The sequence below is a fragment of the Cedecea selenatireducens genome, from assembly GCF_042138895.1.
GTDB lineage: Bacteria > Pseudomonadota > Gammaproteobacteria > Enterobacterales > Enterobacteriaceae > Cedecea > Cedecea selenatireducens.
In genome coordinates, this window is record NZ_JBHIKW010000001.1 from 188,657 (window position 1) to 214,742 (window position 26,086).

A 26,086-nucleotide genomic window follows, 5' to 3' on the forward strand; every position below is an offset into this window, starting at 1 on the left:
TTTTTGGGCGTTTAATCCACAGATTACATGTTAAAATTCCGCGACATAGATTAAGGAGATGAATGATTTTGGACGCAGGGGCGATAGTCAGTCTGTTTATTTTGGGTTCCGTTCTGGTAACTTGCAGTATCTTATTAAGTTCATTCTCCTCTCGTCTGGGCATTCCCATTCTGGTTATCTTTTTGGCTATCGGCATGCTGGCCGGTATCGACGGACTGGGCGGTATCCCGTTTGATAATTATCCCTTCGCCTATCTGATCAGTAACCTGGCGCTGGCGGTTATCCTGCTTGACGGCGGCATGCGAACGCAGGCGAGTTCATTTCGCGTTGCGCTCGGCCCCGCGCTTTCACTGGCAACCGTTGGCGTATTAATTACCTCCGGCTTGACCGGTGTTGCAGCCGCCTGGCTGTTCAACCTGAACCTTATTGACGGCCTGCTTATCGGGGCCATCGTCGGTTCGACCGATGCTGCGGCGGTCTTTTCGCTGCTCGGCGGTAAAGGCCTCAACGAGCGCGTGGGCGCAACGCTTGAGATTGAGTCGGGCAGTAATGACCCGATGGCGGTGTTTCTCACCATTACGCTGATTGAGATGATTCAGCAGCACCAGACAGGCCTGAGCTGGATGTTCCTGGTGCATATCATTCAGCAGTTCGGGCTGGGGATAGTGCTTGGCCTTGGCGGCGGCTACCTGCTGCTGCAAATGATTAACCGCATCACCCTGCCTCAGGGGCTGTATCCGATGCTGGCGCTGAGCGGCGGCATTATGGTGTTTGGCGTGACGACGGCGCTGGACGGCAGCGGCATTCTGGCGGTTTACCTGTGCGGCTTTGTGATGGGCAATCGGCCTATTCGCAGCCGCTTTGGTATTCTGCAAACCTTTGACGGGCTGGCCTGGATGGCGCAAATCGGTATGTTCCTGGTGCTTGGCCTGCTGGTGAACCCCTCTGACCTGCTGCCGATTGCGGTGCCTGCGCTGCTGCTGTCAGCGTGGATGATCTTCTTTGCCCGGCCGCTGTCCATTTTTGCCGGCCTGCTGCCCTTCCGGGGCTTTAACCTGCGTGAGCGTGTGTTTATCAGCTGGGTTGGGCTACGCGGCGCCGTGCCTATCATTCTGGCGGTCTTTCCGATGATGGCCGGGCTGGATAACGCCCGCCTGTTCTTCAACGTCGCCTTCTTCGTGGTGCTGGTTTCACTGCTGCTGCAGGGAACCTCCCTCGGCTGGGCGGCGAAAAAAGCAAAAGTCGTGGTACCGCCGGTCGGCTGGCCGGTTTCCCGCGTAGGGCTGGATATCCATCCTGATAACCCGTGGGAGCAGTTTGTCTACCAGTTGAGCGAAGAGAAATGGTGCGTGGGTGCCGCCCTGCGTGACCTGCATATGCCTGAAGAGACGCGTATTGCCGCGCTGTTCCGCGATAACGAGCTGCTGCACCCGACGGGCAGCACCCGGCTTCGCGAGGGCGATGTGCTCTGCGTCATCGGTCGCGAACGTGACCTTCCCGCACTCGGAAAGCTGTTTAGCCAGTCGCCGCCCGTGGATTTGGATCAGCGCTTCTTTGGTGACTTTATTCTGGAGGCCAGCGCCCAGTTCTCCGACGTGGCGACCATTTACGGCCTGACGCTGGATGAAGAGGTCAATACCCAGCAGTCGCTCGGTGATTTTGTGCTGGGGATGCTCGGCGGCGCGCCGGTTGTCGGTGACCAGGTTGAGTTCGCCGGTATGATTTGGACGGTGGCGGAGAAAGAGGACAACCTGGTACGTAAGATTGGTGTCCGCGTTGCCGGGGAAGAAGAGGAGTAGCCTCTTCTCGCCTCAACGGGCGCTTTATCTTAGTCACAAATACCCATAATTATGCAGTGCTGGCTAAGGTTCCGTTCACTTCCTGTCCTGCTTCACATGTCACCACCAAACCGGTGAACGACTCGGGGAAGTCACCGTCACTTCCCCGAGACCCCGGACTCCCGGCCAAATAAATCGACCGCTAAAGCGGCAGACCTCCGTTTTATCTCCCAGTCCTGGGTCGGCTGAGATGCGTTCCCGACGCTCTCAGCCTCCGGCCGTTCCCGACGTCCGGACCCTGGCCAGTCGGAGAGAAAACGGAGGCGATTTAAGCCGGAACCGAGCCTCGCTTCAAGCTTATAGCCACGCTGAACATAAAAGTCGCTGCAAGTTCCACAGCTACGACCTTGTTCCCGGCTCTCATCGCCCCCGGTTATGACCCAACTCAGGCGGGGTTGAGCTGCCGGGAGCAGCGAAAGAGAGCGATCGTCGGGAACGAATCGCGAACGACCCCGAATGTTTGGGTGATAGCCGGTGGGTTTACCGCTTCAGCGGCGATGAGCTCGCCGGGCGCCGGGGCTGTTCGGGGGATGGCGTTATCCCCCGGACACGTTCACCGTGATCTGAATGTGCTGGGGAAACCAATTTACGGGTGAACGTAACAAATACTGGGCTATACAGCTCTCCCGGGATATTTGGAAAGAGAAACAGGTAGAAGAAATAGCCCCTGGAACATTAACTCACCACCACCGGCACTCGCGGCGCTAACGCGCACATCAGCTCATAACCGACCGTACCAGCGGCGCTGGCAACGTCATCAATTTTGACGTTTTTGCCCCACATCTCGACCGGGCTGCCGATGCCAGCCTGCGGGCATGGCGTCAGGTCCACGGTAATCATGTCCATCGACACTTTTCCTACCACTCTGGTCATCACGCCGTCCACCATCACCGGCGTGCCGTCCGGGGCTATGCGTGGATAACCGTCCGCGTAGCCACCCGCGACGATACCGATACGCTGTTCACCGCTTGCCGTATAGCGGCTGCCGTAGCCTACGGTATCGCCCGCTTTCAGGGTCTGGATGCCGATAATTTCGCTGCTTAGCGTCATCACCGGCTGGATTCCGCTGGTCGCCACATCCTGCCACTGGCCGCTCGGGGACGCACCATAAAGGATGATGCCCGGACGAACCCAGTCAAAATGCGCTTCCGGGTGCCACAGCGTCGCCGCAGAGTTTGACAGCGAACGAGGAGCATCAATGCCTTCCGCCGCCTGCTCGATGCGCTTCATCGGCTCAATGATGCCTTCGGGCTGTTCTGCATCGGCAAAATGCGCCATCAGAGTCAGCTGACCCACGTTTGAGATCGAACGGAGTTTTTGCCAGATGATGTGCACGCGATCGGGCGTAAAGCCCAGCCGGTTCATGCCGCTGTTAATTTTAAGATAAACGTCCAGCGGCGCGCTGAGTTTGGCATTCGCCAGCGCCTTAACCTGCCAGTTGCTGTGCAGGCTGGTGGTCAGCCGGTATTTATCAAACAGAGCCAGTTCATCGGCATGGAAGAAGCCTTCCAGCATCAGGATCGGACCTTTCCAGCCACGCTCTCGCAGCAAAATGGCCTCTTCGAGGTTCAACATCGCAAAACCATCCGTCGCGCCGAGCGCCGACCAGACACGATCGAGGCCGTGCCCGTAAGCATTGGCCTTGACGACCGACCACACGCGAGACTGTGGCGCGGCTCTGCGCACCACATCAAGATTATTGCGCAGCGCGCTGAGATCCAGCGTCGCTACCACAGGACGGGACATGACGGCTCCTTTTAGTTATGTGCGCCATGAAGATGGCGAGCGCTCAGGGGCGTAAAGCCTGGCGTGTAGCGGGCAATACCTAAATCCTCGCTCGGTATCGCCGGAGTGCGCCCGGAGATCAGGTCGCTCAGCATCTGGCCTGAGCCACACGCCATCGTCCAGCCCAGCGTGCCGTGCCCCGTATTCAGCCAGAGATTCTTGAACGGCGTGCGCCCTACAATAGGCGTTCCGTCCGGGGTCATTGGGCGCAGGCCGGTCCAGAAAGTCGCCTGTTCCACGTGCCCACCGCGTGGATAGAGATCTCTGACGACCATCTCAAGCGTCTCGCGACGCGGCTGTAACAGGTCGGTATTGAAGCCAACGATTTCCGCCATTCCACCGACGCGAATACGGTTGTCAAAGCGGGTAATAGCAATTTTGTAGGTCTCGTCGAGAATGGTCGAGACCGGCGCGCCCTGCTCATCGGCAATCGGGATAGTCAGCGAGTAGCCTTTTAAAGGATAGACAGGAATATCGGCAATGCCCTTGAGCAGGCCGGTGGAGTACGAGCCAAAAGCCACCACGTAAGCATCACCCTTCACTACTTCCTGGCCGCACTGCACGCCGCTAATTTGCTGATTTTCGTACAGCAGGCGATCGACAGGCGTATTGAAACGAAACTCAACGCCCGCTTCCGCCGCCATGCGCGCCAGGTTTTGGGTAAACAGCTGGCAGTCACCGGTTTCGTCGTTAGGTAAACGTAGCCCACCGGTCAGCTTATGGGCAACGTCCGCCAGCGCTGGCTCTACGCGATTGAGCTGGCTGGCTTCCAGAAGCTCATACGGCACTCCGGCATCTTTCAACACCGCGATATCTTTTGCCGCGCTTTCATACTGCTGCTCGGTACGGAACAGTTGTAGAGTCCCGCCCTGCCGGCCTTCATACTGAATCCCGGTCGCGTGGCGCAGCTCTTTCAGGCAATCGCGGCTGTATTCGGCCAGGCGCACCATGCGGCCTTTGTTTTCCACGTAGTGGCGGGTATCGCAGTTGCGCAGCATCTGCCACATCCACTTCAGCTGGAACTGGGTGCCGTCAAGGCTGATAGCCAAAGGCGCATGACGCTGGAACATCCATTTGATGGCTTTTAAAGGGACGCCAGGTGCCGCCCAGGGTGCAGCGTAACCCGGTGAAATTTGACCGGCGTTGGCGGCACTGGTTTCCTGCGCCGGCCCTGATTCGCGATCGATGACGGTGACTTCATGCCCGGCCTGACGTAAATACCAGGCGCTTGCCACGCCAACGACACCACTTCCCAGCACCACAACACGCATATCTGCTCCGCATTTAGCTAAAAGAATAATCTTCTGATTACATATTGATAACTCAGTTGAATATGTTATTCAACATATGGCTTTATTATGGTGACTAACCTCACAGGTTTGCCCGCCAGCACTGGCCCGGGATAATTAGCATCTCCTGCACGGGAAAACATTTTAGCCAAAATAAAATGCTACAGGGTGAGTAAAAAGCCGGGTATCGGAATCAATAAATCGCGAATAAAAAATTTTACTTGTCGGCGCTATCTTTCAGGAGTTGTCTATTCTTGAGAGTGAGGCTTTCCATTCAGAGAGAGCCGAAAACAATGAGGGCGCGCTGATGGCTACCGTAACTGATTTCGCCACAAAGGATCCCAACCGTCTGAGCGACGGACCCGACTGGACGTTTGAGCTACTGGACATCTACCTGGCTGAGATTGACCGGGTAGCAAAGCTCTACAGGCTGGACACCTATCCCCACCAGATTGAGGTCATCACCTCAGAGCAGATGATGGATGCCTACTCGAGCGTCGGGATGCCGATTAATTATCCGCACTGGTCTTTTGGCAAAAAATTCATCGAGACCGAGCGCCTGTATAAACACGGGCAGCAAGGGCTGGCGTATGAGATTGTCATCAACTCGAATCCCTGCATTGCCTATTTGATGGAGGAGAACACCATCACCATGCAGGCGCTGGTGATTGCTCATGCCTGTTACGGTCATAACTCCTTCTTTAAAAACAACTATTTATTCCGAAGCTGGACGGATGCCAGCTCGATAATCGACTATCTGATCTTCGCTAAGAACTACATTACCCAGTGCGAAGAGCGCTACGGGGTGGATGAGGTGGAGCGCCTGCTGGATTCGTGTCATGCGCTGATGAACTATGGCGTGGACCGCTATAAACGCCCGCAAAAAATCTCGCTGCAGGAGGAGAAAGCGCGTCAGAAAAGCCGCGAGGAGTACCTGCAAAGCCAGGTGAACACGCTTTGGCGTACGCTGCCGCGTAAGGAAGAGGAAAAAACCGCGGAGTCCGCCCATCGCTTCCCTTCCGAACCGCAGGAGAATCTGCTGTATTTCATGGAGAAGAACGCTCCGCTGCTGGAGCCGTGGCAGCGTGAGATCCTGCGCATTGTGCGCAAGGTCAGCCAGTATTTTTATCCGCAAAAGCAAACCCAGGTGATGAACGAAGGCTGGGCGACATTCTGGCATTACACCATTCTGAATCATCTGTATGACGAGGGAAAAGTCAGCGACCGCTTTATGTTAGAGTTTCTTCATAGCCACACCAACGTGGTGTTCCAGCCACCGTATAACAGCCCCTGGTATAACGGTATTAACCCGTACGCGCTTGGGTTTGCGATGTTCCAGGACATCAAACGTATCTGCCAGTCACCGACGGAAGAAGACCGCTACTGGTTCCCGGATATTGCCGGTAAAGACTGGCTGGAAACGCTGCACTTTGCCATGCGCGACTTCAAGGACGAGAGTTTTATCAGCCAGTTTCTGTCGCCTAAGCTGATGCGAGACTTCCGCCTGTTCACCGTGCTGGATGACGACCATAATAATTTCCTGGAGATTTCGGCCATCCATAACGAAGAAGGTTATCGGGAGATTCGCTCTCAGCTCTCGGCGCAGTACAACCTCAGCAACCTGGAGCCAAATATTCAGGTCTGGGATGTGGATCTGCGTGGCGATCGTTCTTTGACGCTGCGCTATATTCCGCACAACCGGGCGCCGCTGGATAAAGGCCGCCGCGAGGTGCTTAAGCACGTGCACCGCCTGTGGGGATTTGACGTGATTATGGAACAGCAAAATGCGGACGGTAGCGTCGAGTTACTGGAACGGTGCCCGCAAAAAAATCCTTTATAAACCAGATGCAAGCGAAAAAAAAACGCTTCCGGAAGGAAGCGTTTTTTATTCTGCTTAGCGACTGTGCATCGCTAAATCACCCGGCAAGTTTTTCTGCATACGGTGCCAAATCTCGCCGCTCTCGCGGCCATAATTACGCACGGTATCAAAGACCTGATCGTGAAGCCCCTGCTGGCAGATTTCCGCCAGGCGGTGGTAGAAGCCCAGCGCCAGGCTGCGAGCTTCTGGGTTTGAAAAGTAGTGACGCCCGATACGGGTGTACAGCCCTTTCATACCGTTAAGGATCAGACCATAAATCGGGTTACCGGACGCAAACGCCAGGCCACGGAAAATGTTGTAATCCAGCTCGGCAAACGCGTCGGCGTGATCTTCAACCTTGTTGGCGGTGGCCAGCACTTCCTGCGATTTATCCGGATACTGACGAAGGGCAGTACGGATAAATATCGTTGAAATATTGGTCCGCACGGACAGCAGATTATCAATCAGCTGCGGCACGCTGTCGTGATCCAGACGAGCCAGCGTTTCCAGGATATTTAAGCCTGACGTTTCCCAGAAATTGTTAACACGAGTCGGTTTTCCGTGCTGGATAGTCAACCAGCCGTCGCGAGCAAGACGCTGAAGCACTTCACGTAATGTGGTTCGCGTCACGCCAATAAGTTCTGATAATTCACGCTCTGCCGGAAGGATAGACCCCGGCGGAAAACGGCTGTTCCAGATACTTTCTATAATATACTCTTCCGCGAAACCCGCTGGGCTCTGCGCCTTAATGACCATAGTAAGATTTCCATTACTCAGGTTTTGCAAATTGGACTCATCATACCAGATGCCATGCACGCCAGATAGCGGGGGCGACGTGCAAATGCGGGATCGGCGTTGAATTTTGACGATTAATGCCTTAACTCAGGATTTCCTGCGGCTTGATCGCGTGAGCCTTATACGAGTACCCTGAAGGGCTATATTATTAAACATCAACATAATACAACGGATAACGGTAATTTTACGATGGAAATGTCCTCCGGGCGGGCGCTGTACCGCAATTTTCTGGGTCAATCACCTGACTGGTACAAGCTTACGCTGATTATCTTTTTAGTGATTAATCCGCTGGTTTTCTGGTTTGTCAGCCCGTTTGTCGCGGGTTGGATGCTGGTGATTGAGTTTATCTTCACCCTGGCGATGGCGCTGAAGTGCTATCCGCTGCTGCCCGGCGGCCTGCTTGCCATTGAAGCCGTGTTGGTCGGCATGACCAGCCCCGAACACGTTCGCGGGGAAGTTGCGGCTAATCTGGAAGTCCTGCTGCTGCTGATGTTCATGGTGGCCGGGATCTACTTCATGAAACAGCTGTTACTGCTGTTATTTACCCGACTGCTGCTGGGCATTCGCTCAAAAATTGCGCTGTCGCTGGCCTTTTGCGTCGCCGCCGCGTTTCTCTCCGCATTTCTCGATGCCTTAACCGTGGTCGCAGTGGTTATCAGCGTGGCCGTTGGCTTCTACAGCATCTATCACCGCGTGGCGTCTGAGGCGCAGGATGACGGCAACGTCCAGGACGATAGCCATATTCAGACCGACAGCCGGGAGATCCTTGAGCAGTTCCGCGCTTTCCTGCGTAGCCTGATGATGCACGCCGGCGTGGGGACCGCGCTCGGCGGCGTGATGACCATGGTCGGCGAGCCGCAGAACCTGATTATTGCTAAAAATGCCGGCTGGCATTTCGGTGATTTCTTCCTGCGAATGATGCCGGTAACGGTGCCGGTGCTGATTTGTGGCCTGCTGACCTGTGTCCTTCTTGAGCGCTTTAAGGTGCTTGGTTACGGGCAAACGTTGCCGGAAAAAGTACGCGGCATCCTGCATGACTTCGATGCCGAAAGCGCGAAGAAACGGACGAAGCAGGACAAAATGAAGCTGCTTATTCAGGCGCTGATCGGCGTTTGGCTGATCGTCGCCCTGGCTTTGCATCTGGCAGAAGTCGGCCTTATCGGGCTGTCGGTGATTATTCTGGCGACCTCGCTGTGCGGCGTGACCGATGAGCACGCGATTGGCAAGGCCTTTACCGAAGCGCTGCCGTTTACCGCCCTGCTGACCGTTTTCTTCACTATTGTGGCGGTGATCATCGATCAGCATTTGTTTAGCCCGATAATTCAGTACGTGCTGGATGCCTCCCCGCATGCCCAGCTGTCGCTGTTTTACATCTTTAACGGCCTGCTCTCTTCCATCTCTGACAACGTCTTTGTTGGCACCGTTTATATCAGCGAAGCGAAAACCGCGCTGCAACATGGCGCGATTGATATGAAACAGTTCGAGCTGTTGGCGGTAGCCATTAATACCGGGACTAACCTGCCGTCGGTGGCGACGCCTAACGGCCAGGCGGCTTTCCTGTTCCTGCTGACCTCTGCGCTGGCGCCGTTGATTCGCCTCTCTTACGGACGGATGGTTATTATGGCGCTCCCGTACACCCTCGTTCTGACGCTTGTGGGCCTGCTTTGCGTTGAGTACACGCTGGTGCCCGCCACCGAATGGATGCTTGCCAGCGGCTGGTTAACCACGCCTGACACACTGGTTGTACCACACTAAGGTAATTTGACGGGAAGTCCGCTTCCCGTTACAAATTTTTTCCTTATAAACATCCGATTAGTACGTTATTTTCATCTGTGCTACTGGCGCAAAAAGGGAATTGGTTTACACTGCCGATTCTACGCATGCTGCAGGGAAACTGATTATGTTGCGATATTTAAACCAATGCTCTCTTGGGCGCACCGCATGGCTGCTTCTGGCCTTTACGGCCTTTGCGCTTGAGATGGTGGCATTGTGGTTCCAGCACGTTATGGGGCTGAAACCTTGTGTGATGTGTATTTATGAACGTTGCGCGCTGTTTGGCGTGATGGGTGCGGGCCTGGTGGGTGCGATTGCTCCCAAAAGCCCTCTGCGCTACGGCGCGCTGGCTATCTGGCTGTACAGCGCAGGGAAAGGCGTTCAGCTGGCATGGGATCACACCATGCTGCAGCTTCACCCGTCACCGTTCGTGACCTGTGATTTCTTCGCCCGTTTCCCAGGCTGGCTGCCGCTGGACAAATGGCTGCCTCAGGTCTTCGTCGCTAGCGGTGACTGCTCCGTTCGTCAGTGGGAATTCCTGTCGCTGGATATGGTGCAGTGGCTGCTCGGGATCTTCGCCGTGTTGCTGGTCATTGCGGTGCTGGTGCTGATTGCCCAGTTCTTAAAACCAAAACGCCGTGACCTGTTCGGCCGCTAATTTAGCGCATTACGGAAAGCAATAACCCACCTCTCGGTGGGTTATTTTTTATGAATGATCGCGGCGGTAAAGCGCCCATTCGTCGATTCGTTCTCCGCCCGGCAGCAGGCAGTCAGCCCTTTCGCCTTCAGGCGTTTTCACGCTAACTGATTTACCACCTTTCTCCAGGCAGTAAACCGATGCCGGGTTTGCCATGCCCACGCTATGCGGTGGCTTCGGCGCTTCGCGCTCTGCGGTCGCACAGCCACTGAGCAGCAGTATGCCTATAATAGTCGTTAGTTTTTGCATTTTTCCTCCTTTAAAGAAGGAATATTAGCAGCGCGGCTGAGCAGAAGCCAAAGACTGTTGCGCCAGTGGGCTAAAACCGGAGAAGGTCGCATTTAACGGACGATGAGCGGAAACCTGCATTGCGGATTTGCAAAAGATACAGACTGCGCCATGGGGATTTGATTCTCGGACATCGTAGGAGGAAGTGCGATACTGCGATCCGCCACATGACGGACACTGGAATATTAAATTCAGGATAAAAACTCTCTTATTTTGGTTATTGAAAATCCATCCTATCACAAAATGAGTTATAAGAAGGATTTATTTTCATCCCCAGGCATTACCGAAAAGCGCTAGTCCGCCCACTCGGGTTTGTTAAGGATATGGTCCTGCCAGTCGCGAACTTCCGACTCTTTCACCGCGATATGACGCACGGAAATACGTTCGCCGTGCATTGCCGCTTTTGAGCCGGTCATCAGCGGGTGCCATTCCGGCAGCGGTTTGCCTTCGGCAAGCAGACGGTAAGCACAGGTGTGCGGTAGCCACTCGAAGGTAGGCAGGTTATCACGGGTCAGCTTGATGCAGTCCGGCTCATATTCAAAGCGGCGGACGTAGTTCTTACACTGGCAGGTTTTGATATTGAGCTGCTTACACGCGACGTTGGTGAAGTAGATCTCGTCGGTATCTTCGTCCATCAGCTTGTGCAGACAGCACTGACCGCAGCCGTCGCATAATGACTCCCACTCGGCGTCGCTCATTTCGTCGAGAGTTTTACTTTGCCAAAAAGGAGTGGGTGTCATAACGGTTCCTGCATTTAAAAATTAAGCGCACCTTATAAACAGTCTGACACCCGGATGCAAGTTTTGCCGCCCTGAAGCGGCAAATTGTTTACAAAACGCGCGTGTTCAGGCTGTGGCCGGCAAAGCTCACTTCCAGCTCATCGCCACCGTGCAGCGGGCCCACGCCTTCCGGCGTTCCGGTCAGGATCACATCTCCCGCGCGCAGAGTGAAGAATTTGCTCATGTAGGCAATCAGCGGCACGATCTTGTGGATCATATCTTCGGTATTGCCCTGCTGGCGAACTTCCCCGTTGATTTTCAGCTCAAGAGGCGTGTTTTGCGGATCGTGCGTAAACTGCGCCGCAGGGATAAAACCGGAGATTGGGCATGAGTTATCAAAGCCCTTCGCTTTTTCCCACGGCTGGCCTGCTTTTTTCAGCTTAGCCTGCAGGTCACGCAGCGTCAGATCCAGCGCGACGCCATAACCGGCAATCGCCTTAAGGACGTGCTCTTCGCTTGCCTGCTTAAGGGTGGCGCCGATCAGGATTGCCAGCTCCACTTCATGATGTACAGAGCCAAACTCCTGCGGCAGCGCCAGCGGCTGGCGAATGTCACACAATGCGCTCTCGGGCTTGATAAACACCACCGGTTCGTCCGGCGTCGCGCTGCCCATCTCTTTAATATGTTTGGCATAGTTGCTGCCAACACAGACTACCTTGTTTACCGGAAAATCCAGCAGTGCACCCTGCCAGTTATGATGTTGATACATGCCTTTCCTCTGTGTCGTTTGTGTTAACTGCCTTTGATACTAGATAAAAAAATAGCTGCTGAATACCGGGGAAGTGTTTCTAAGCGTGCCTTATTTATTCGCGATAGCGTCCGCCATCTTGCCGATGCTAATGGCGAAATAATAAGAGCGGTTCCAGTGCATCAGGGTGCGGAAATTGTTATAGACCAGGAACGAACGTCCCAGGCCATCGTCTGGCTTCACCAGCCAGCCTTTTTGTGCCGATGCCGGGAGATGTAAACCGTTGGGCAGGGTAACGCCCAATTTTTTCCATTGAGCAACGCGCTTGCCTTGCCCTGGCTTTGTGCCCAGAAGCGAAGGATTAAAACCGTTTGGCAGTTTCACTTCCAGGCCCCAGCCGCCGCCGTGCTGCCAGCCTTCCATCGCCAGATAGTTGGCCGTGGAAGCAAAAACATCGCGGGTGTTATTCCAGATATCAATTTTACCGTCGCCATCACCGTCTTTGCCGTAGCGCAGCAGCGAACTCGGCATAAACTGATTTTGCCCCATCGCGCCCGCCCATGAACCTTTCATCTGTGAGGCGCTAACGTCACCCCGCTGGATGATTTTCAGCGCCGCCATCAGCTCGTTGGTGAAAAAGGCTTCACGGCGTCCCTCAAAGGCCAACGTCGCCAGAGCAGAAATCACATCTTCTTTGCCCTGAAGTTTGCCGAAATTGCTCTCCATCGCCCACAGGGCGACAATGTAACGGCTTTGGACACCCCTTTTTGCACTAACCCTTTCCAGTTCGGCCTGGTGCTGTTTAGCCAGGCTGCGGGCCTGTTTAATTTTGGCCGGCGTGATGACACGCTTTAAATAGTCATCAAGCGTAATTTTCTTTTCCAGCTGATTACGGTCAGATTTAATGACCCGATCGACAAAATGAATATTGGCAAAGGCCTTCTCCAGCGTGGCATGGCTGATGCCTTTAGCTCTGGCTTCTTTCTTTAATTGTTCAACATAGGCAGGAAATTCAGCGGGATCGCGCCCCTGCTCTGCAAGCGTGGTCGCTTCAGAGAGTTTGGTCTGAGATGCAGCGACGGCCGCAGGAGCCGCCTCTGCATGAGAAATGTAACCGGTAATACTGGCGAGTATTAAGGCGCTGAGGGTCAACCTGGATGCTGAATATTTCATCGTCTTTCCCTCAATAATGTGTTTTGCACATCTTCAGGCTTAATGCCCGGAAAAGATTTACCGTCAGTCCTAAAGTTATTTTTTAGGACTCTTTTCCAGGTGCACGGTCAGCAAACTTTCTATCGGAGGTGGGATCTGCAAATAATACCCCTCATTTTCCAATGCCTGTTTAACTTTATCCAAATCGGCATTGGCCAGTTTTTTGCTGCCATCCAGCGGCAGAAGCATCGACAGCACCGGTTTACCAAAGCCTTTCATCAGTTCTTCCGGCACTTTGGAGAAATCGTCTTTTTTTTCGACATAAAGATAAGTCCGATCGCGTTTGGTACTTCTGTAGATCACACAAAACATTTTTTTTACTCTATTTTCGCCAGCGAGTGGCTTGCCTGAATATAAGCTGGACTATAACATGCCTGGTGTACTTCGGAATATCGTCCCACAATTGTGGGGATTGAAACTGAATTGAGTAAGGCCAGGATGTCAAACACGCCAATCGAGTTAAAGGGCAGCAGTTTTACCTTATCTGTGGTTCATTTGCATGATGCACAACCTGAGGTTATTCGCCAGGCACTGGAAGATAAAATCGCCCAGGCTCCCGCATTCTTAAAGAATGCCCCGGTGGTCGTTAACGTCGCCAGTCTCGATGGTTCCGTCAACTGGAAGAAAGTACAACAGGCCGTCACCGCAACCGGCCTGCGCGTGGTGGGTATCAGCGGCTGTAAAGATGAAGCGTTAAAAGCTGACATTGAGCGTGCTGGCCTGCCCTTGCTGACCGAAGGGAAAGAAAAGATTGCCAGAGCGCCGAAAGCCGCGCCCGTTGAGCCCGTGGTCGTTGCCGCGCCGGATGTTAGCCCGGTCACAAAAACGCGTTTAATTGATACCCCGGTCCGTTCCGGCCAGCGCATTTATGCGCCAAACTGTGACTTGATTGTGACCAATCACGTCAGCGCCGGTGCAGAACTGATAGCAGATGGTAATATTCATATTTACGGCATGATGCGTGGCCGTGCGCTGGCTGGTGCAAACGGCGATCGTGATGCACAAATATTTTGTACTAACCTGGTAGCAGAGCTTGTCTCTATAGCGGGCGAGTACTGGCTGAGTGAGCAGATCCCAGCCGATTATTATGGAAAAGCGGCTCGCCTTAATCTGGCGGGTGGTGCGCTCTCCGTTCAATCTTTGTATTAAGCCCTTTTAACAAGGAAATCCTTTATGGCACGCATTATTGTTGTTACATCGGGTAAAGGGGGCGTCGGTAAGACCACGTCCAGCGCGGCCATCGCCACGGGTCTGGCCCAAAAGGGAAGAAAAACCGTCGTTATTGATTTCGATATTGGCCTGCGTAACCTTGACCTGATCATGGGCTGCGAACGCCGCGTCGTGTACGATTTCGTCAACGTTATTCAGGGCGATGCCACGCTGAACCAGGCGCTTATCCGCGATAAACGCACCGAACAGCTCTATATCCTGCCCGCTTCACAAACCCGCGATAAAGACGCCCTGACCCGCGAAGGCGTGGCCAAGGTGCTTGAAGACCTGAAAAACATGGACTTCGAATTTATCGTTTGTGACTCGCCCGCGGGCATCGAGACCGGCGCGCTCATGGCGCTGTACTTTGCTGACGAAGCGGTTATCACCACCAACCCGGAAGTTTCCTCGGTGCGTGACTCAGACCGTATTCTCGGCATTCTGTCGTCGAAATCACGCCGCGCTGAAAACGGCGAAGACCCGATTAAAGAGCATTTATTGCTCACCCGCTACAACCCTGGCCGCGTCAACCGGGGCGATATGCTGAGCATGGAAGACGTGCTCGACATTCTGCGCATTCCTCTGGTTGGGGTTATCCCGGAAGACCAGTCGGTGCTGCGCGCGTCCAACCAGGGCGAGCCGGTTATTCTTGACGGTGAATCTGACGCGGGCAAAGCCTACGCCGATACCGTGGAACGCCTGCTCGGTGAAGAACGCCCTTTCCGCTTCATTGAAGAAGAGAAGAAGGGTTTCCTGAAACGCCTGTTCGGAGGATAAGTTATGGCACTACTCGACTTTTTTCTGTCACGAAAAAAGAACACCGCCAACATCGCGAAAGAGCGTTTACAGATTATCGTTGCTGAGCGTCGCCGTAGCGATGCTGAACCGCATTACCTGCCTCAGCTGCGCAAAGACATTCTCGACGTGATTTGCAAGTACGTGCAAATCGATCCTGAAATGGTCAGCGTTCAGCTTGAGCAACGAGATGGGGATATTTCGATTCTGGAGCTGAACGTCACGCTCCCGGAAGCGGAAGAAGCCAGTAAATCTGCGTGAATAAAAACCCCCTGCTTATGTCAGGGGGTTTTATTTTTACTCGAAGCCTTAACGATTATTAAGATCTTTCTCGTTGACCTACCGCCAATATATTTCACCCTGTGAATAACACTGTAATTATTCCCAGGTATCGAAACACTATTAGTATTCTGCCAACAGTTTAGTTAACGCCTCTGCCATTAATTCGGCGCGCCAGCCGCTAATTAATTCCGGCTCAACGTGCTGAGGTTTCAATTTCCAGTGCCAGTTTAACAGCTGGTTTATTTGGCGACGCGATGCCAGTAATTCTGCACTCAGCCCTTTTGCCTCACTCACTTCCTGCACCAGCGCTTTAATCGCCTTAAAGACTTTGCGGTAGCCCGGCATATCCACCAGGTTCTGCAGCGGCTGCGGCAGCTCGCTCTCAGGCAATGCCTGCGCCTCCGCGACCAGCGCGATAAGCGCTTTACCGTGGAAACGAATTTCGCTGCCGCTCAGACCAAGAGCGTCCAGTTCCCCGAGCGATCCCGGCATATAGCGAGCCACCTGCCAGAGGTTCTCTTCGCGCACGACAAAATTTACCGCCATATCCCGCTCACGCGCTTTACGCAGGCGCCACGAGGCCAGCTTCTTGAGGCAGGCCAGCTGGCGGGTACGAAGCTGCCATGCATTGCCAATTTCGCGCCAGGCTTCTTCCGGGTCAAGCTGGTCACGGCGACGGGCACACATCAGCTGGCACTCGTCGAGAGCTGCGTTGATCCAGCCGGCCGCTTCGGTTTCGGACATGAGCTTCTCAGCGATGGGCAGCAGATAGAGCACGTCTGCAGCCGCATAATCGCACTGCCGCTCTGTTAACGGACGTGCCAGCCAGTCAGTGCGGGATTCGCTTTTATCCAGCGCGATGCCGGTATAGGACTCCACGATAGTCGCAAAGCCGCAGGAGAGCGGACGCCCGGTGAATGACGCAAGAATTTGGGTATCGATAAACGGGTCTGGCAGCATGCCAAAGGCGTTCAGGAAGACTTCGAGGTCTTCGCTGCCGGCATGCAGGTATTTAACCGTATCAGGGTCCTGCAGCAGCGCTTTAAACGGCGACCAGTCGCTAATAGCTAACGGGTCTATCAACGAGGCCTGCTGGCCATCATAAAGCTGGATCAGCCCCAGTTGCGGGTAATAGGTTCGCGTACGGACAAATTCGGTGTCCAGCGCCAGCGCGGGGAACTGACGAGCGGCCTGGCAAACTGCGGCCAGCCCTTCATCGGTAGTAATCATCTGGTAAGTCAAATTCAGTTCTCTTAGGTTGCGCCCATAAAAAATGCCGGCGAACCGGCATCAGGACGAGTGACTTGGAGCTCAGGCGTTATTGTTGCCTGTCTTGCCCGCTTCGTCACGCAGTTCTCGTCGTAAAATTTTCCCGACGTTGGATTTTGGCAATTCCGTGCGGAATTCTATCAGTTTCGGCACTTTATAGCCGGTTAACTGGCGGCGGCAGAAGGCAATAAGCGCTTCTTCCGTCAGGGCCGGGTCCTTCTTCACGACGAAGATTTTGACGTGCTCACCGCTTACGCCGGCAGGCACACCAACCGCCGCAACTTCCAGCACGCCTTCGTTCTGCATCACCACGTCTTCAATTTCGTTGGGATAAACGTTAAAACCGGAAACGAGGATCATGTCTTTTTTACGGTCAACGATGTTCATAAAGCCTTCGTCGTTCATCACCGCAATGTCGCCGGTGCGCAGCCAGCCGTCTTTCAGAATTTCATCGGTCTCTTTCGGGCGCTGCCAGTAGCCCAGCATCACCTGAGGCCCTTTAACGCAAAGCTCACCGGGCTCGCCAGGAGGAACCTCATTGCCTTCATCATCAATCAGCTTCACATCGGTAGACGGCACCGGCAGGCCAATAGAGCCGCTGTGGTAATCCATGTCATGCGGATTCGCGCTGACCAGCGGCGCGCACTCCGTCAGGCCGTAGCCTTCCAGCAGGAAGCGCCCGGTTAATTTTTCCCAACGTTCAGCCACGGCGTGCTGAACCGGCATGCCGCCGCCCGCGGAGAGGTGCAGGCTTGAGAAGTCCAGCTGCTGAAACTCTTTGTTGTTCAGCAAGGCGTTAAACAGCGTGTTCACGGCGGTCATGGCGGTGAAAGGATATTTCGCCAGTTCCTTTACCAGGCCCGGAATGTCGCGCGGGTTGGTAATCAGCAGGTTCTGACCGCCCATATCGATAAACAGCAGGCAGTTAATGGTCAGGGCAAAAATATGATAGAGCGGCAGCGGGGTGACCACCAGCTCCTTGCCTTCATGCAGCAGCGGGCTATAGGCCGCCCTCACCTGCTCAAGGTTGGCCAGCATGTTGCGGTGCGTCAGCATCGCGCCCTTCGCCACGCCGGTCGTGCCGCCGGTATACTGCAGGAAGGCCAAATCGTCGTTGATAATTTCAGGCTTGATATACTGCATGCGGTAGCCGCTTTGCAGCGCGCGGCGGAAGGAGATAGCGTTTGGCAAATGGTATTTAGGCACCAGCCGCTTGATGTATTTGACGACAAAGTTAACCAGCGTGCCTTTCGGGCCGGAGATCTGGTCTCCCAGGCGGGTCAGGATCACGTGCTTCACCTGGGTTTTATCGACCACTTTTTCCAGCGTGTGGGCAAAGTTCGACACGATGACAATCGCGCTGGCGCCGCTGTCGTTCAGCTGGTGCTCCAGCTCGCGTGGGGTATAAAGCGGGTTAACGTTAACCACCACCATTCCGGCACGCAGTATGCCAAAGAGCGCCACCGGGTACTGCAGCAGGTTGGGCATCATCAGCGCAACGCGGTCGCCTTTTTTCAGCCCCAGGCCCTGCTGGAGGTAAGCGGCGAATGCACGGCTGCGCTCTTCCAGCTTACGGAAGGTCATCACCTCCCCCATATTGATAAACGCAGGCTTGTCGGCATAGCGAGTGACGGCCTGTTCAAACATATCAACCAGGGATTGATAGCGATCGGGATTTATTTCAGCCGCAACGTCGGCCGGGTAGCGGTTAAGCCAAACCTTATTCAAGGATCCACCTCTGAAATTATTATTTGTCGTCATCACAACCCCAGGCTACACATTTCGTTAACATAATATTAACTCAGCGTACCAGTTTATTAATTAGCCTGATTAAAGGTTGCGAAGCGCATCACTAAATTTTTTCATCCGTCCTGGATAAAAACAAACAGCGGCCAGGCCGCTGTTTGAAAATATTTAAAAACAACAGATTATTCGGTTACGACGGTTTGTACCTGTGCGGGCCCCGGATTATACCAGCCGCCCCACATATCATAATGATGACGGTACGGGTATGGGCCGCCCCAGAACCACGGATCTATGGGCTGCGGTGGCATCACAACCTGCTGAACCACGTTCCAGCGCTTATACCCTGTCGCCTGCATGGTCATGAATTTATACGGCGTCTGGCCAATTTTACCTTCTGCGGTGCCGGTGATTGGCCCCACAACGGTGACCAGCTGATTACGAAAATCAACCGGGTCCAGGAAACCGTTCACGTCGGCATAAATACGCCCGTGAGAAGGTTCATTCAGCGCCGGGCGGGCACCTTCATCCAGGCTGACGGTGGCAATTTCCAGCCGGGTTTTCCCCTTCAGGTTATCCACGTTCACCACCCGGCCGCCAAAACGTGCTTCCTGCCCAACGTAAAGCTGGGGAGCATTCATGACGACCGTCAGATCCTGCTGCGGCGTCGCCGAGGTTCCTTTGATGGCGTCCGGCACGCTCACGCAGCCGCTCAGCACCAACGCCGCGGCGGCTGCAAGCAGCCAGCTGCATTTTTTGACATTACAAACAGCCATACCTCATCTCCTTAACCTCCACTCCGTTCGGAGCGGTGGGTATTACTCTCTGCCAGGAAGCTTTTTCCAGGTCACTTCATTGCGCAGGTAGACCGGTTCGGCGTGTTCCACGGCGACGGTTTTTCCGGCGTTAAAAGCCTGCAGCGCCAGCGGCAGCATGTCTTCTGCTTCGGGCAGCGTGGTTTCACCGTCCTGCAACAGAAGTCCGCTATCCTGCGCCATATCAGGCCAGGCCTGCCAGCCTGTACCGACTGTAGCCCAGCTGCCGCTAAGCTGTTTCAACCGACCGGCAACGTCTTCCGGCTTGAGGACGGCTTCGCTTTCTTCGCCGTGCCACACGCCCTGCTCGTCACGCTGATATTCGGCCCAGTAGACTTCGCCCATGCGAGCATCTATGGCGGCCAGAACCCGGGTTGCCCCGGTACGGCGCCATGCGCCCTGCGCCATCGTCGCAAGCGTTGAGATACCAATCATCGGCAGCTCAGCGCCCAGCGCCAGCCCTTGTGCAATGCCGATACCAATTCGCACGCCGGTAAAACTGCCCGGCCCACGCCCGTAGGCGAGTGCGTTCACATCAGACAAAGTAATTTCGCCCTGGTTCAGGATGTCCCTCACCATGGGCAAAATTCTTTGCGTATGCTCGCGCGGGCAGAGTTCGAAATGGGCGTAGGACGCCTCGTCGTTTTGCAGAGCAACAGAACAGGCTTCTGTTGCGGTATCGATGGCTAAAATTCGCATGGACTTGCCAACCTCTGGCGGAGATAAGGTCAAAAAACGGCGCGCATCATACCATAGCCTGGCACAAATTACTGCGCGCCAGAGGCGCTGAGGAACTCAACTGCCCGATTTATATCCCGGGTACGCGGCGTTGGCGGCAGGCTGTTCAGGAAAACAGCGCCATAAGGCCGCATCACCAGCCGGTTATCACAGATAACCAGCACGCCCCGGTCCTCCACGTCGCGAATGAGTCGGCCGACGCCCTGCTTGAGGGTGATGACCGCATCCGGCAGCTGGACATCGTCAAACGGATCGCCGCCACGAATGCGGCAATCTTCCATTCGAGCCTTCAGCAGCGGATCGTCCGGTGAGGTAAAGGGCAGCTTGTCGATGATGACCAGTGAGAGCGTATCGCCCCGAACGTCAACGCCTTCCCAGAAGCTGCTGGTCGCCACCAGCAGGGCATTACCGGCCTCAACAAACTGCTGCAACAGCTGGCCTTTGCTGGTTTCGCCCTGCAGCAGCACCGGGAGCGTCATGGTGGCGCGGAACTGCTCGGCCAGGTCGCGCATCATGGCGTGGGAGGTACAAAGCATAAAGCAGCGCCCGTTATTGGCTTCAATGAGAGGACGCAGCAGATTGGCCAGATGGCGGCCAGCGTGGGGTTGATTCGGCGTTGGCAGCCCTCGCGGCACGCAGAGCAGCGCCTGCTTAGCGTAGTCAAACGGGCTTGCCAGCAGCAGCGTTTCTGCCTCGTCGATGCCCAGCCGTTCGGTGAAATGGCTCATTTTGTCATTCACCGCGAGGGTCGCCGAGGTGAAGACCCAGCAGCCCGCTTTTTCACGGATAGCTTCCTTAAACTTGTCTGCCACGGACAGCGGCGTCAGGGCTAGTGTGAAATGGCGGGCGTTACATTCGTACCAGTAGCTGTACCCCGGCTGATTGATCTCTTTCAGCCGCTTGATGCGTCCACGGTAAATCACCGCCCGTTCAAAAGCAGCGTCCAAAAGCGCAGAGCGCCCAAGGGAAAGCTTCGCCACGTCGTAACACAGCTCCAGCGCGTCATCGAGCAGCAGCAAAGAACGCTGAATATTGGCGTCCGCGAGCAGCTCACGCAGGTTGCCACGGTAGCCCGGGTCGCCTATTTGCAGGCGAAAATCCTGCGTGCGCTGAGCGAGGCTGTCGGCGCTTTTTTGCAGCTGTTGCACATCCCGAACTTCTGTCCGGTAAGCAATAGAGATGTCTTTGGCGAGGTCGAGCAGTTGGCGGCTGGAGATAGACTGACCAAAATACTGGCTGGCGATATCGGGGATCTGATGAGCTTCATCGAAAATCGTCACTTCGGCCTCTGGGATCAGCTCCGCGAAGCCACTCTCTTTCACCACCATATCGGCCAGATAGAGATGATGGTTCACCACCACCACGTCAGCATCCATTGCCTTTTTACGCGCTTTCACCACGAAACAGTCCTGATACTGCGGGCAATCCTGGCCCAGACAGTTGTCGTTGGTGCTGGTAACCATCGGCCAGACGGTGGAGTCTTCGGCGACAGAAGCACAGGTGCTGATATCACCGTCGACGGTTTCGCTGGCCCAGCCGCGCAGATGTACCACGTCGCTTAGTGCCTGCACGGGCAAGTCGCCACCGGCCAGCGACTGCTGTTCAAGTCTTTCCAGGCAAAGGTAGTTAGAGCGTCCCTTCAGCAGCGCCACGCGGCCGGTAAATTTCAGCGCCCGGGAGATAGTCGGCAGATCGCGGGAAAACAGCTGATCCTGCAGCGCCTTTGAGCCGGTAGAGATAATCACTTTTTTGCCCGAACGCAGGGCGGGGGCAAGGTAGGCATACGTTTTCCCCGTACCGGTACCGGCTTCTACCACCAGCTCGCCGCCGGCTTTAATGGCCCTGGTGACCGCCTCTGCCATTTCACGCTGCGCCTCACGCGGCCTGAAACCGGGAATGACCTGAGCCAGTTGGCCGTCTGCTGCAAAATCGTCCGTCACGTTACCCCCTGGTTAAATTGCCAGTGATTATGTCAGCCCTGGCCAGGTTTATCCAGCAAGCCGGTGGAACCGGGCAGCGGATTATGGCAGTCTGTGCCGCACATATCGTTTGTTGTTAAGGAGTTGTCATGAGTATTGCGCGTATTAAACCCGAAGCTCGCTGGTCTGATGCTGTTATCCATAACCAGAGCGTGTACTACACCGGCGTGCCTGAAAACCTGGATGCCGACGCTTACCAGCAGACGGCAAATACCCTTGAGCAAATTGACACCCTGCTGGCCGAGCTTGGCAGCGATAAGACCCGCATTCTGGATGCGACTATTTTCCTGCCGGACGGCGAGGATTTTGCGGCAATGAATAAAGCGTGGGATGAGTGGGTTGTGGCGGGTAAAGCGCCGGTACGCTGCACCGTACAGGCTAAACTGATGAACCCGCGTTACAAAGTGGAAATCAAAATCATCGCCGCCGTGTAACGCAAAGCCGTTGAGGCCCGGCTAGTCCTGCGGGTCTTCTTCTTCGTCGTCTTCATCTTCAAAGCGTGCGACGATGTTACCGCCGGTGTGCGAGGCACGGATCTCACTGGCCACCAGGGCGATGGCTTCGCCGCTGCTCATGCCGTTTGCCATCAGTTCGTGAATACGCTCGACGGCCTGCTGCTGCTGCTCGTGGCTAAGCGCCGGTAATCCTGAAATCATATCGAACTCCTGTTACAGTGCTGGAGCCGCTACTTTACTCTGCTCCAGACGATGCTACCAAGATGAATGTTATAGCTACCCCCGATTTTTACGAACTCAGCTGGCAGCCCGATGCCGTTCAGCACTATTTTCGCCCTGTTTCGGGCCAGCCCTGGGCCATGCTGCTCCATTCCGGGTTTGCCGATCACCCTCATAACCGTTTCGACATTATGGTCGCCAATCCGCTGGCTACGCTGGTCACGCGCGGGCAGGAAACGATTATTGAGCGCGACGGCAATCTGTCGCATCACGAAGATTGCCCGCTTGAGCTGCTACAAAATACGCTGAACAGCTTTGGTTTTCTCGCACAGTCCCAATCTGATTTCCCCTTCTGCGGCGGCGCGCTGGGTTTATTTGGCTACGATTTGGGGCGACGTTTTGAAACATTACCCGTGACGACGGAGCAGGATTTAACCACCCCGGATATGGCCGTGGGTATTTATGACTGGGCGCTGATTGCAGACCATCAGCTTGAGCGCCTGACGCTGGTCTGCTGCGGAGACATCGAGTCTCGTCTGGCCTGGCTTGAGGCGTTGAAACCACGCCAGCCTGCCCAACCTTTCAGGCTCACCAGCGAATGGCATTCCAATATGTCGCGCGAAGCTTACGGTGAGAAATTCCGCCAGATTCAGGCTTATTTAAGCAGTGGAGACTGTTACCAGGTCAATCTTGCCCAGCGCTTCAGCGCCAGCTATGAAGGTGATGAATGGCAGGCATTCGAGCGGCTTAATCAGGCAAACCGCGCGCCGTTCAGCGCCTTCCTCAGACTGCCTGAAAGCTGCATTCTTAGCCTTTCCCCGGAACGCTTCGTGCTGCTTGAAGGCAAGCAAATCCAGACCCGCCCGATTAAGGGCACCCTGCCGCGTCTGGCAACGCCTGAAGCCGATGCCGCACAGGCAAACCGGCTGGCAAACTCAGCTAAAGACCGCGCCGAAAATCTGATGATTGTTGATTTGCTGCGCAACGATATTGGCCGCGTGGCGGTACCGGGCAGCGTCAAAGTGCCTGAGCTTTTCGTGGTCGAGCCGTTCCCTGCGGTTCATCATCTGGTGAGCACGATTACCGCTGAGCTTCCCGAAACCCTCAGCGCCTGCGATCTCCTGCAGGCTACCTTCCCCGGGGGGTCGATTACCGGCGCGCCCAAAGTGCGGGCAATGGAGATTATCGAAGAGCTGGAGCCACAGAGGCGCAACGCATGGTGCGGCAGTATCGGCTACATTAGCTTCTGCGGCAATATGGATACCAGCATCACCATCCGCACGCTGACCGCTGAAGGCGGAAAATTATACTGTTCTGCCGGCGGCGGGATCGTCGCCGACAGTAACGAAGCGGCGGAATATCAGGAAACTTTTGACAAAGTTAATCGTATTTTGCCCCTACTGGAGAGTTAATGCATGGTCGGTTCGTCCCTGACGCTGAATGATTTCCTCACCCGCTTTCAACTGCTGCGCCCTACTGAAAGCGGCCCTGTCAGCAACAAACGTCAGGCGGCGGTACTGGTACCGATAGTGCGTCGGCCTCAGCCGGGGCTTTTACTCACCCAGCGTTCCATCATGCTGCGTAAACACGCGGGCCAGGTGGCCTTCCCCGGCGGGGCGGTAGACGACACCGACAGTTCGCTGATTGCCGCCGCATTGCGCGAGGCTCAGGAAGAAGTCGCCATTCCGCCAGAGTGTGTCGACGTTATCGGCACCCTTCCCCCGGTGGACAGCGTGACCGGTTTCCAGGTAACGCCCATTGTCGGCATTATTCCACCCGATTTACCGTGGCGCGCCAGCGAAGATGAAGTGTCGGCGGTCTTTGAGATGCCGCTTGCCGAAGCGCTTCGCCTCGGACGCTACCATCCTTTAGACATCCATCGCCGCGGCAACGCGCACCGCGTGTGGCTATCCTGGTATCAACGTTATTTTGTCTGGGGTATGACGGCGGGCATCATTCGGGAACTTTCTTTACAGGTAGATAGCGATCCAGACGACAGTTTAAAACGCTGAAAATGGCTATATTTAATAACCATAAAGGCCATAAATCATCTGCTATTAGGTGGTTTATGGTTAAGCATTAGTTTAATTCATGTGAATAGTTTCCTGGTGGAACCAATAAATTTTTAAACTAGCGCTTAGCCATTTCAAAGCATCATGTTCCATGAAACAGGGTGCTATCAGAGGAGTTTTAGCGTGATTAGCATATTCGACATGTTCAAGGTCGGCATCGGGCCATCCAGCTCCCATACCGTCGGGCCAATGAAGGCCGGGAAACAGTTTGTCGACGCACTGATCGAACAAGGGCTGCTGGACAGCACCACCCGTATTGCGGTGGACGTCTACGGTTCCCTTTCCCTGACGGGGAAAGGCCACCACACCGATATCGCGATTATCATGGGTCTGGCGGGCAACCAGCCGGATAACGTTGATATCGATGCCATTCCAGCCTTTATCCGCGACGTAGAAACTCGTGGTCGTCTGCTTATCGCTCAGGGCCGCCATGAAGTCGATTTCCCGCAGGATAACGGCATGCGTTTTCGCAGCGATAACCTGCCGCTGCATGAAAACGGCATGCAGATCCACGCCTATAACGGCGACAAAGAGATCTACAGCAAAACCTACTACTCCATCGGCGGCGGTTTTATCGTTGACGAAGAGCATTTCGGGAAAGATTCGGTAAACGAAGTTTCCGTGCCTTATCCGTTCAACTCCGCCCAGGAAATGCTGCAGCACTGTAAGGATACCGGGCTGTCCGTGTCCGGCATGGTGATGCAGAACGAACTGGCGCTGCACAGCCGCCAGGAAATCGAAGATTACTTCGCCAACATCTGGCAGACCATGCGCGCCTGTATCGATCGGGGCGTAAACACCGAAGGCGTGCTGCCTGGCCCGCTGCGAGTGCCGCGTCGTGCATCTGCCCTGCGCCGTATGCTGGTGTCCAGCGACAAGCTCTCCAGCGACCCGATGAACGTGGTTGACTGGGTGAACATGTTTGCGCTGGCGGTGAACGAAGAGAACGCCGCCGGTGGGCGCGTCGTTACGGCCCCAACCAACGGCGCCTGCGGGATTGTTCCGGCAGTATTGGCCTACTACGACCACTTTATCGAGCCGGTCACGCCAGACACCTGGATTCGTTATTTCCTGGCTTCCGGTGCCATCGGCGTGCTCTACAAAATGAACGCCTCAATCTCCGGGGCGGAAGTCGGCTGCCAGGGCGAAGTTGGCGTTGCCTGTTCGATGGCGGCCGCGGGCCTTGCGGAAATTATGGGCGCGGCCCCTGAGCAGGTTTGCATCGCTGCGGAAATCGGCATGGAGCACAACCTTGGCCTGACCTGTGACCCGGTCGCCGGGCAGGTTCAGGTGCCTTGTATCGAACGTAATGCCATTGCCTCGGTTAAAGCAATCAACGCTACCCGCATGGCGATGCGCCGTACGAGCGCGCCACGCGTTTCGCTCGATAAAGTCATTGAAACGATGTATGAGACAGGCAAAGACATGAACGCCAAATACCGCGAAACATCGCGAGGCGGCCTGGCAATTAAGGTTCAGTGTGATTAAGAATAAGTTGCCAGAAAGTC

The 26,086-nt window shown here is 55.1% G+C and carries 26 protein-coding genes; 11 read left to right on the top strand and 15 right to left on the bottom strand.

The features are described from left to right. Window positions 1–68: 68 nt before the first annotated feature. The gene (locus ACE38U_RS00880) at window positions 69–1,799 is read left to right on the top strand and encodes a potassium/proton antiporter (RefSeq protein ID WP_038483486.1); all 1,731 of its coding nucleotides are present in this window, start codon (window positions 69–71) and stop codon (window positions 1,797–1,799) included. 714 nt (window positions 1,800–2,513) lie between these two features. On the opposite strand, the gene dadX is transcribed toward ACE38U_RS00880, so the two are convergent. After that, window positions 2,514–3,584: a catabolic alanine racemase DadX gene (gene dadX, locus ACE38U_RS00885; RefSeq protein ID WP_375528979.1), complete on the bottom strand. Its 1,071-nt coding sequence runs from the start codon at window positions 3,582–3,584 to the stop codon at window positions 2,514–2,516. Between the two features lie 11 nt (window positions 3,585–3,595). Beyond that, window positions 3,596–4,894 (bottom strand): D-amino acid dehydrogenase, encoded by a 1,299-nt coding sequence (locus ACE38U_RS00890; RefSeq protein ID WP_375528980.1) that lies wholly within the window; start codon window positions 4,892–4,894, stop codon window positions 3,596–3,598. Between the two features lie 325 nt (window positions 4,895–5,219). Here ACE38U_RS00890 and ACE38U_RS00895 point away from each other — a divergent pair, with 325 nt between their 5' ends. Further along, window positions 5,220–6,752, top strand: a complete 1,533-nt coding sequence (locus ACE38U_RS00895; protein ID WP_375528981.1) for a SpoVR family protein — start codon at window positions 5,220–5,222, stop codon at window positions 6,750–6,752. Between the two features lie 54 nt (window positions 6,753–6,806). Here the strand turns inward: ACE38U_RS00895 and fadR are convergent, their stop codons facing one another. Next, the gene (gene fadR, locus ACE38U_RS00900) at window positions 6,807–7,526 is read right to left on the bottom strand and encodes a fatty acid metabolism transcriptional regulator FadR (RefSeq protein ID WP_038482156.1); all 720 of its coding nucleotides are present in this window, start codon (window positions 7,524–7,526) and stop codon (window positions 6,807–6,809) included. 228 nt (window positions 7,527–7,754) lie between these two features. Here fadR and nhaB point away from each other — a divergent pair, with 228 nt between their 5' ends. Together nhaB and dsbB are read left to right on the top strand one after the other, a co-directional pair. Continuing rightward, window positions 7,755–9,320 (top strand): sodium/proton antiporter NhaB, encoded by a 1,566-nt coding sequence (gene nhaB, locus ACE38U_RS00905; protein ID WP_176981428.1) that lies wholly within the window; start codon window positions 7,755–7,757, stop codon window positions 9,318–9,320. Between the two features lie 145 nt (window positions 9,321–9,465). Next, a complete protein-coding gene (dsbB, locus tag ACE38U_RS00910) occupies window positions 9,466–9,996 on the top strand; it encodes a disulfide bond formation protein DsbB (protein ID WP_038482151.1) in 531 nt (176 codons plus the stop codon). A gap of 48 nt (window positions 9,997–10,044) precedes the next feature. Here dsbB and ACE38U_RS00915 read toward each other — a convergent pair whose 3' ends face one another. From ACE38U_RS00915 to ACE38U_RS00935, 6 genes are all read right to left on the bottom strand, one after another. Continuing rightward, entirely contained in the window at window positions 10,045–10,284 is a 240-nt protein-coding gene (locus ACE38U_RS00915) for a putative hemolysin (protein WP_176981427.1), read from the bottom strand. A gap of 24 nt (window positions 10,285–10,308) precedes the next feature. Further along, window positions 10,309–10,563, bottom strand: a complete 255-nt coding sequence (gene ymcF, locus ACE38U_RS22415; protein ID WP_071843000.1) for a cold shock small protein YmcF — start codon at window positions 10,561–10,563, stop codon at window positions 10,309–10,311. Window positions 10,564–10,616: 53 nt separating this feature from the next. Continuing rightward, complete coding sequence (ycgN, locus tag ACE38U_RS00920) at window positions 10,617–11,063, bottom strand: cysteine cluster protein YcgN (protein WP_375528982.1); 447 nt, start codon at window positions 11,061–11,063, stop codon at window positions 10,617–10,619. 88 nt (window positions 11,064–11,151) lie between these two features. Next, window positions 11,152–11,811, bottom strand: coding sequence for a fumarylacetoacetate hydrolase family protein (locus tag ACE38U_RS00925; RefSeq protein WP_038482143.1), 660 nt, complete (start codon window positions 11,809–11,811; stop codon window positions 11,152–11,154). A gap of 90 nt (window positions 11,812–11,901) precedes the next feature. Next, window positions 11,902–12,963, bottom strand: a complete 1,062-nt coding sequence (locus ACE38U_RS00930) for a lytic murein transglycosylase (protein ID WP_375528983.1) — start codon at window positions 12,961–12,963, stop codon at window positions 11,902–11,904. A gap of 75 nt (window positions 12,964–13,038) precedes the next feature. Beyond that, a complete protein-coding gene (locus tag ACE38U_RS00935) occupies window positions 13,039–13,314 on the bottom strand; it encodes a YcgL domain-containing protein (RefSeq protein ID WP_375528984.1) in 276 nt (91 codons plus the stop codon). Window positions 13,315–13,440: 126 nt separating this feature from the next. Here ACE38U_RS00935 and minC point away from each other — a divergent pair, with 126 nt between their 5' ends. From minC to minE, 3 genes are read left to right on the top strand one after another with little or no spacing between them, the layout of a single operon-like run. Further along, window positions 13,441–14,151 (top strand): septum site-determining protein MinC, encoded by a 711-nt coding sequence (gene minC / locus ACE38U_RS00940; RefSeq protein ID WP_038482134.1) that lies wholly within the window; start codon window positions 13,441–13,443, stop codon window positions 14,149–14,151. Between the two features lie 24 nt (window positions 14,152–14,175). Beyond that, on the top strand, window positions 14,176–14,988 hold the full coding sequence (minD, locus tag ACE38U_RS00945; protein WP_375528985.1) for a septum site-determining protein MinD: 813 nt from the start codon (window positions 14,176–14,178) through the stop codon (window positions 14,986–14,988). Between the two features lie 3 nt (window positions 14,989–14,991). After that, window positions 14,992–15,267, top strand: a complete 276-nt coding sequence (gene minE / locus ACE38U_RS00950) for a cell division topological specificity factor MinE (RefSeq protein WP_008454068.1) — start codon at window positions 14,992–14,994, stop codon at window positions 15,265–15,267. 141 nt (window positions 15,268–15,408) lie between these two features. On the opposite strand, the gene rnd is transcribed toward minE, so the two are convergent. The 5 genes from rnd to yoaA all read right to left on the bottom strand — a co-directional run bounded on the left by rnd (window position 15,409) and on the right by yoaA (window position 21,793). Further along, complete coding sequence (rnd, locus tag ACE38U_RS00955) at window positions 15,409–16,530, bottom strand: ribonuclease D (RefSeq protein WP_375528986.1); 1,122 nt, start codon at window positions 16,528–16,530, stop codon at window positions 15,409–15,411. A 69-nt stretch (window positions 16,531–16,599) separates the two neighbouring features. Continuing rightward, on the bottom strand, window positions 16,600–18,285 hold the full coding sequence (gene fadD / locus ACE38U_RS00960) for a long-chain-fatty-acid--CoA ligase FadD (RefSeq protein ID WP_144244073.1): 1,686 nt from the start codon (window positions 18,283–18,285) through the stop codon (window positions 16,600–16,602). A gap of 200 nt (window positions 18,286–18,485) precedes the next feature. Then, window positions 18,486–19,076: a Slp family lipoprotein gene (locus ACE38U_RS00965; protein WP_038482119.1), complete on the bottom strand. Its 591-nt coding sequence runs from the start codon at window positions 19,074–19,076 to the stop codon at window positions 18,486–18,488. Between the two features lie 42 nt (window positions 19,077–19,118). After that, window positions 19,119–19,814, bottom strand: coding sequence for a tRNA (adenosine(37)-N6)-threonylcarbamoyltransferase complex dimerization subunit type 1 TsaB (gene tsaB, locus ACE38U_RS00970; RefSeq protein ID WP_038482116.1), 696 nt, complete (start codon window positions 19,812–19,814; stop codon window positions 19,119–19,121). A gap of 68 nt (window positions 19,815–19,882) precedes the next feature. Further along, window positions 19,883–21,793 carry a DNA repair helicase YoaA gene (yoaA, locus tag ACE38U_RS00975; RefSeq protein ID WP_038482113.1) on the bottom strand — a complete coding sequence of 637 codons (1,911 nt, stop codon included), beginning with the start codon at window positions 21,791–21,793 and terminating at the stop codon, window positions 19,883–19,885. A 128-nt stretch (window positions 21,794–21,921) separates the two neighbouring features. Between yoaA and ACE38U_RS00980 the strand changes: the two genes are divergently transcribed. Next, window positions 21,922–22,266, top strand: a complete 345-nt coding sequence (locus tag ACE38U_RS00980) for a RidA family protein (protein WP_375528987.1) — start codon at window positions 21,922–21,924, stop codon at window positions 22,264–22,266. A 21-nt stretch (window positions 22,267–22,287) separates the two neighbouring features. On the opposite strand, the gene ACE38U_RS00985 is transcribed toward ACE38U_RS00980, so the two are convergent. Continuing rightward, a complete protein-coding gene (locus tag ACE38U_RS00985; RefSeq protein WP_038482107.1) occupies window positions 22,288–22,488 on the bottom strand; it encodes a YoaH family protein in 201 nt (66 codons plus the stop codon). A gap of 62 nt (window positions 22,489–22,550) precedes the next feature. On the opposite strand from ACE38U_RS00985, the gene pabB reads away from it, so the two are divergent. From pabB to sdaA, 3 genes are all read left to right on the top strand, one after another. Continuing rightward, window positions 22,551–23,918: an aminodeoxychorismate synthase component 1 gene (pabB, locus tag ACE38U_RS00990; protein WP_375528988.1), complete on the top strand. Its 1,368-nt coding sequence runs from the start codon at window positions 22,551–22,553 to the stop codon at window positions 23,916–23,918. A gap of 3 nt (window positions 23,919–23,921) precedes the next feature. Then, complete coding sequence (locus ACE38U_RS00995) at window positions 23,922–24,518, top strand: CoA pyrophosphatase (protein WP_038482101.1); 597 nt, start codon at window positions 23,922–23,924, stop codon at window positions 24,516–24,518. A gap of 183 nt (window positions 24,519–24,701) precedes the next feature. Then, on the top strand, window positions 24,702–26,066 hold the full coding sequence (gene sdaA / locus ACE38U_RS01000; protein WP_038482098.1) for an L-serine ammonia-lyase: 1,365 nt from the start codon (window positions 24,702–24,704) through the stop codon (window positions 26,064–26,066). Window positions 26,067–26,086: the final 20 nt, after the last annotated feature.

Coding starts and splice junctions, on each gene's coding strand:
- ACE38U_RS00925 (WP_038482143.1), bottom strand. CDS start 11,811: ATGTATCAACATCATAACTGGCAGGGTGCACTGCTGGATTTTCCGGTA.
- ACE38U_RS00930 (WP_375528983.1), bottom strand. CDS start 12,963: ATGAAATATTCAGCATCCAGGTTGACCCTCAGCGCCTTAATACTCGCC.
- dsbB (WP_038482151.1), top strand. CDS start 9,466: ATGTTGCGATATTTAAACCAATGCTCTCTTGGGCGCACCGCATGGCTG.
- ACE38U_RS00980 (WP_375528987.1), top strand. CDS start 21,922: ATGAGTATTGCGCGTATTAAACCCGAAGCTCGCTGGTCTGATGCTGTT.
- dadX (WP_375528979.1), bottom strand. CDS start 3,584: ATGTCCCGTCCTGTGGTAGCGACGCTGGATCTCAGCGCGCTGCGCAAT.
- ACE38U_RS00895 (WP_375528981.1), top strand. CDS start 5,220: ATGGCTACCGTAACTGATTTCGCCACAAAGGATCCCAACCGTCTGAGC.
- ACE38U_RS00985 (WP_038482107.1), bottom strand. CDS start 22,488: ATGATTTCAGGATTACCGGCGCTTAGCCACGAGCAGCAGCAGCAGGCC.
- ACE38U_RS00965 (WP_038482119.1), bottom strand. CDS start 19,076: ATGGCTGTTTGTAATGTCAAAAAATGCAGCTGGCTGCTTGCAGCCGCC.
- ACE38U_RS00995 (WP_038482101.1), top strand. CDS start 23,922: ATGGTCGGTTCGTCCCTGACGCTGAATGATTTCCTCACCCGCTTTCAA.
- pabB (WP_375528988.1), top strand. CDS start 22,551: ATGAATGTTATAGCTACCCCCGATTTTTACGAACTCAGCTGGCAGCCC.
- ACE38U_RS00935 (WP_375528984.1), bottom strand. CDS start 13,314: ATGTTTTGTGTGATCTACAGAAGTACCAAACGCGATCGGACTTATCTT.
- nhaB (WP_176981428.1), top strand. CDS start 7,755: ATGGAAATGTCCTCCGGGCGGGCGCTGTACCGCAATTTTCTGGGTCAA.
- ACE38U_RS00890 (WP_375528980.1), bottom strand. CDS start 4,894: ATGCGTGTTGTGGTGCTGGGAAGTGGTGTCGTTGGCGTGGCAAGCGCC.
- minD (WP_375528985.1), top strand. CDS start 14,176: ATGGCACGCATTATTGTTGTTACATCGGGTAAAGGGGGCGTCGGTAAG.
- minC (WP_038482134.1), top strand. CDS start 13,441: ATGTCAAACACGCCAATCGAGTTAAAGGGCAGCAGTTTTACCTTATCT.
- ycgN (WP_375528982.1), bottom strand. CDS start 11,063: ATGACACCCACTCCTTTTTGGCAAAGTAAAACTCTCGACGAAATGAGC.
- minE (WP_008454068.1), top strand. CDS start 14,992: ATGGCACTACTCGACTTTTTTCTGTCACGAAAAAAGAACACCGCCAAC.
- ACE38U_RS00915 (WP_176981427.1), bottom strand. CDS start 10,284: ATGCAAAAACTAACGACTATTATAGGCATACTGCTGCTCAGTGGCTGT.
- fadR (WP_038482156.1), bottom strand. CDS start 7,526: ATGGTCATTAAGGCGCAGAGCCCAGCGGGTTTCGCGGAAGAGTATATT.
- tsaB (WP_038482116.1), bottom strand. CDS start 19,814: ATGCGAATTTTAGCCATCGATACCGCAACAGAAGCCTGTTCTGTTGCT.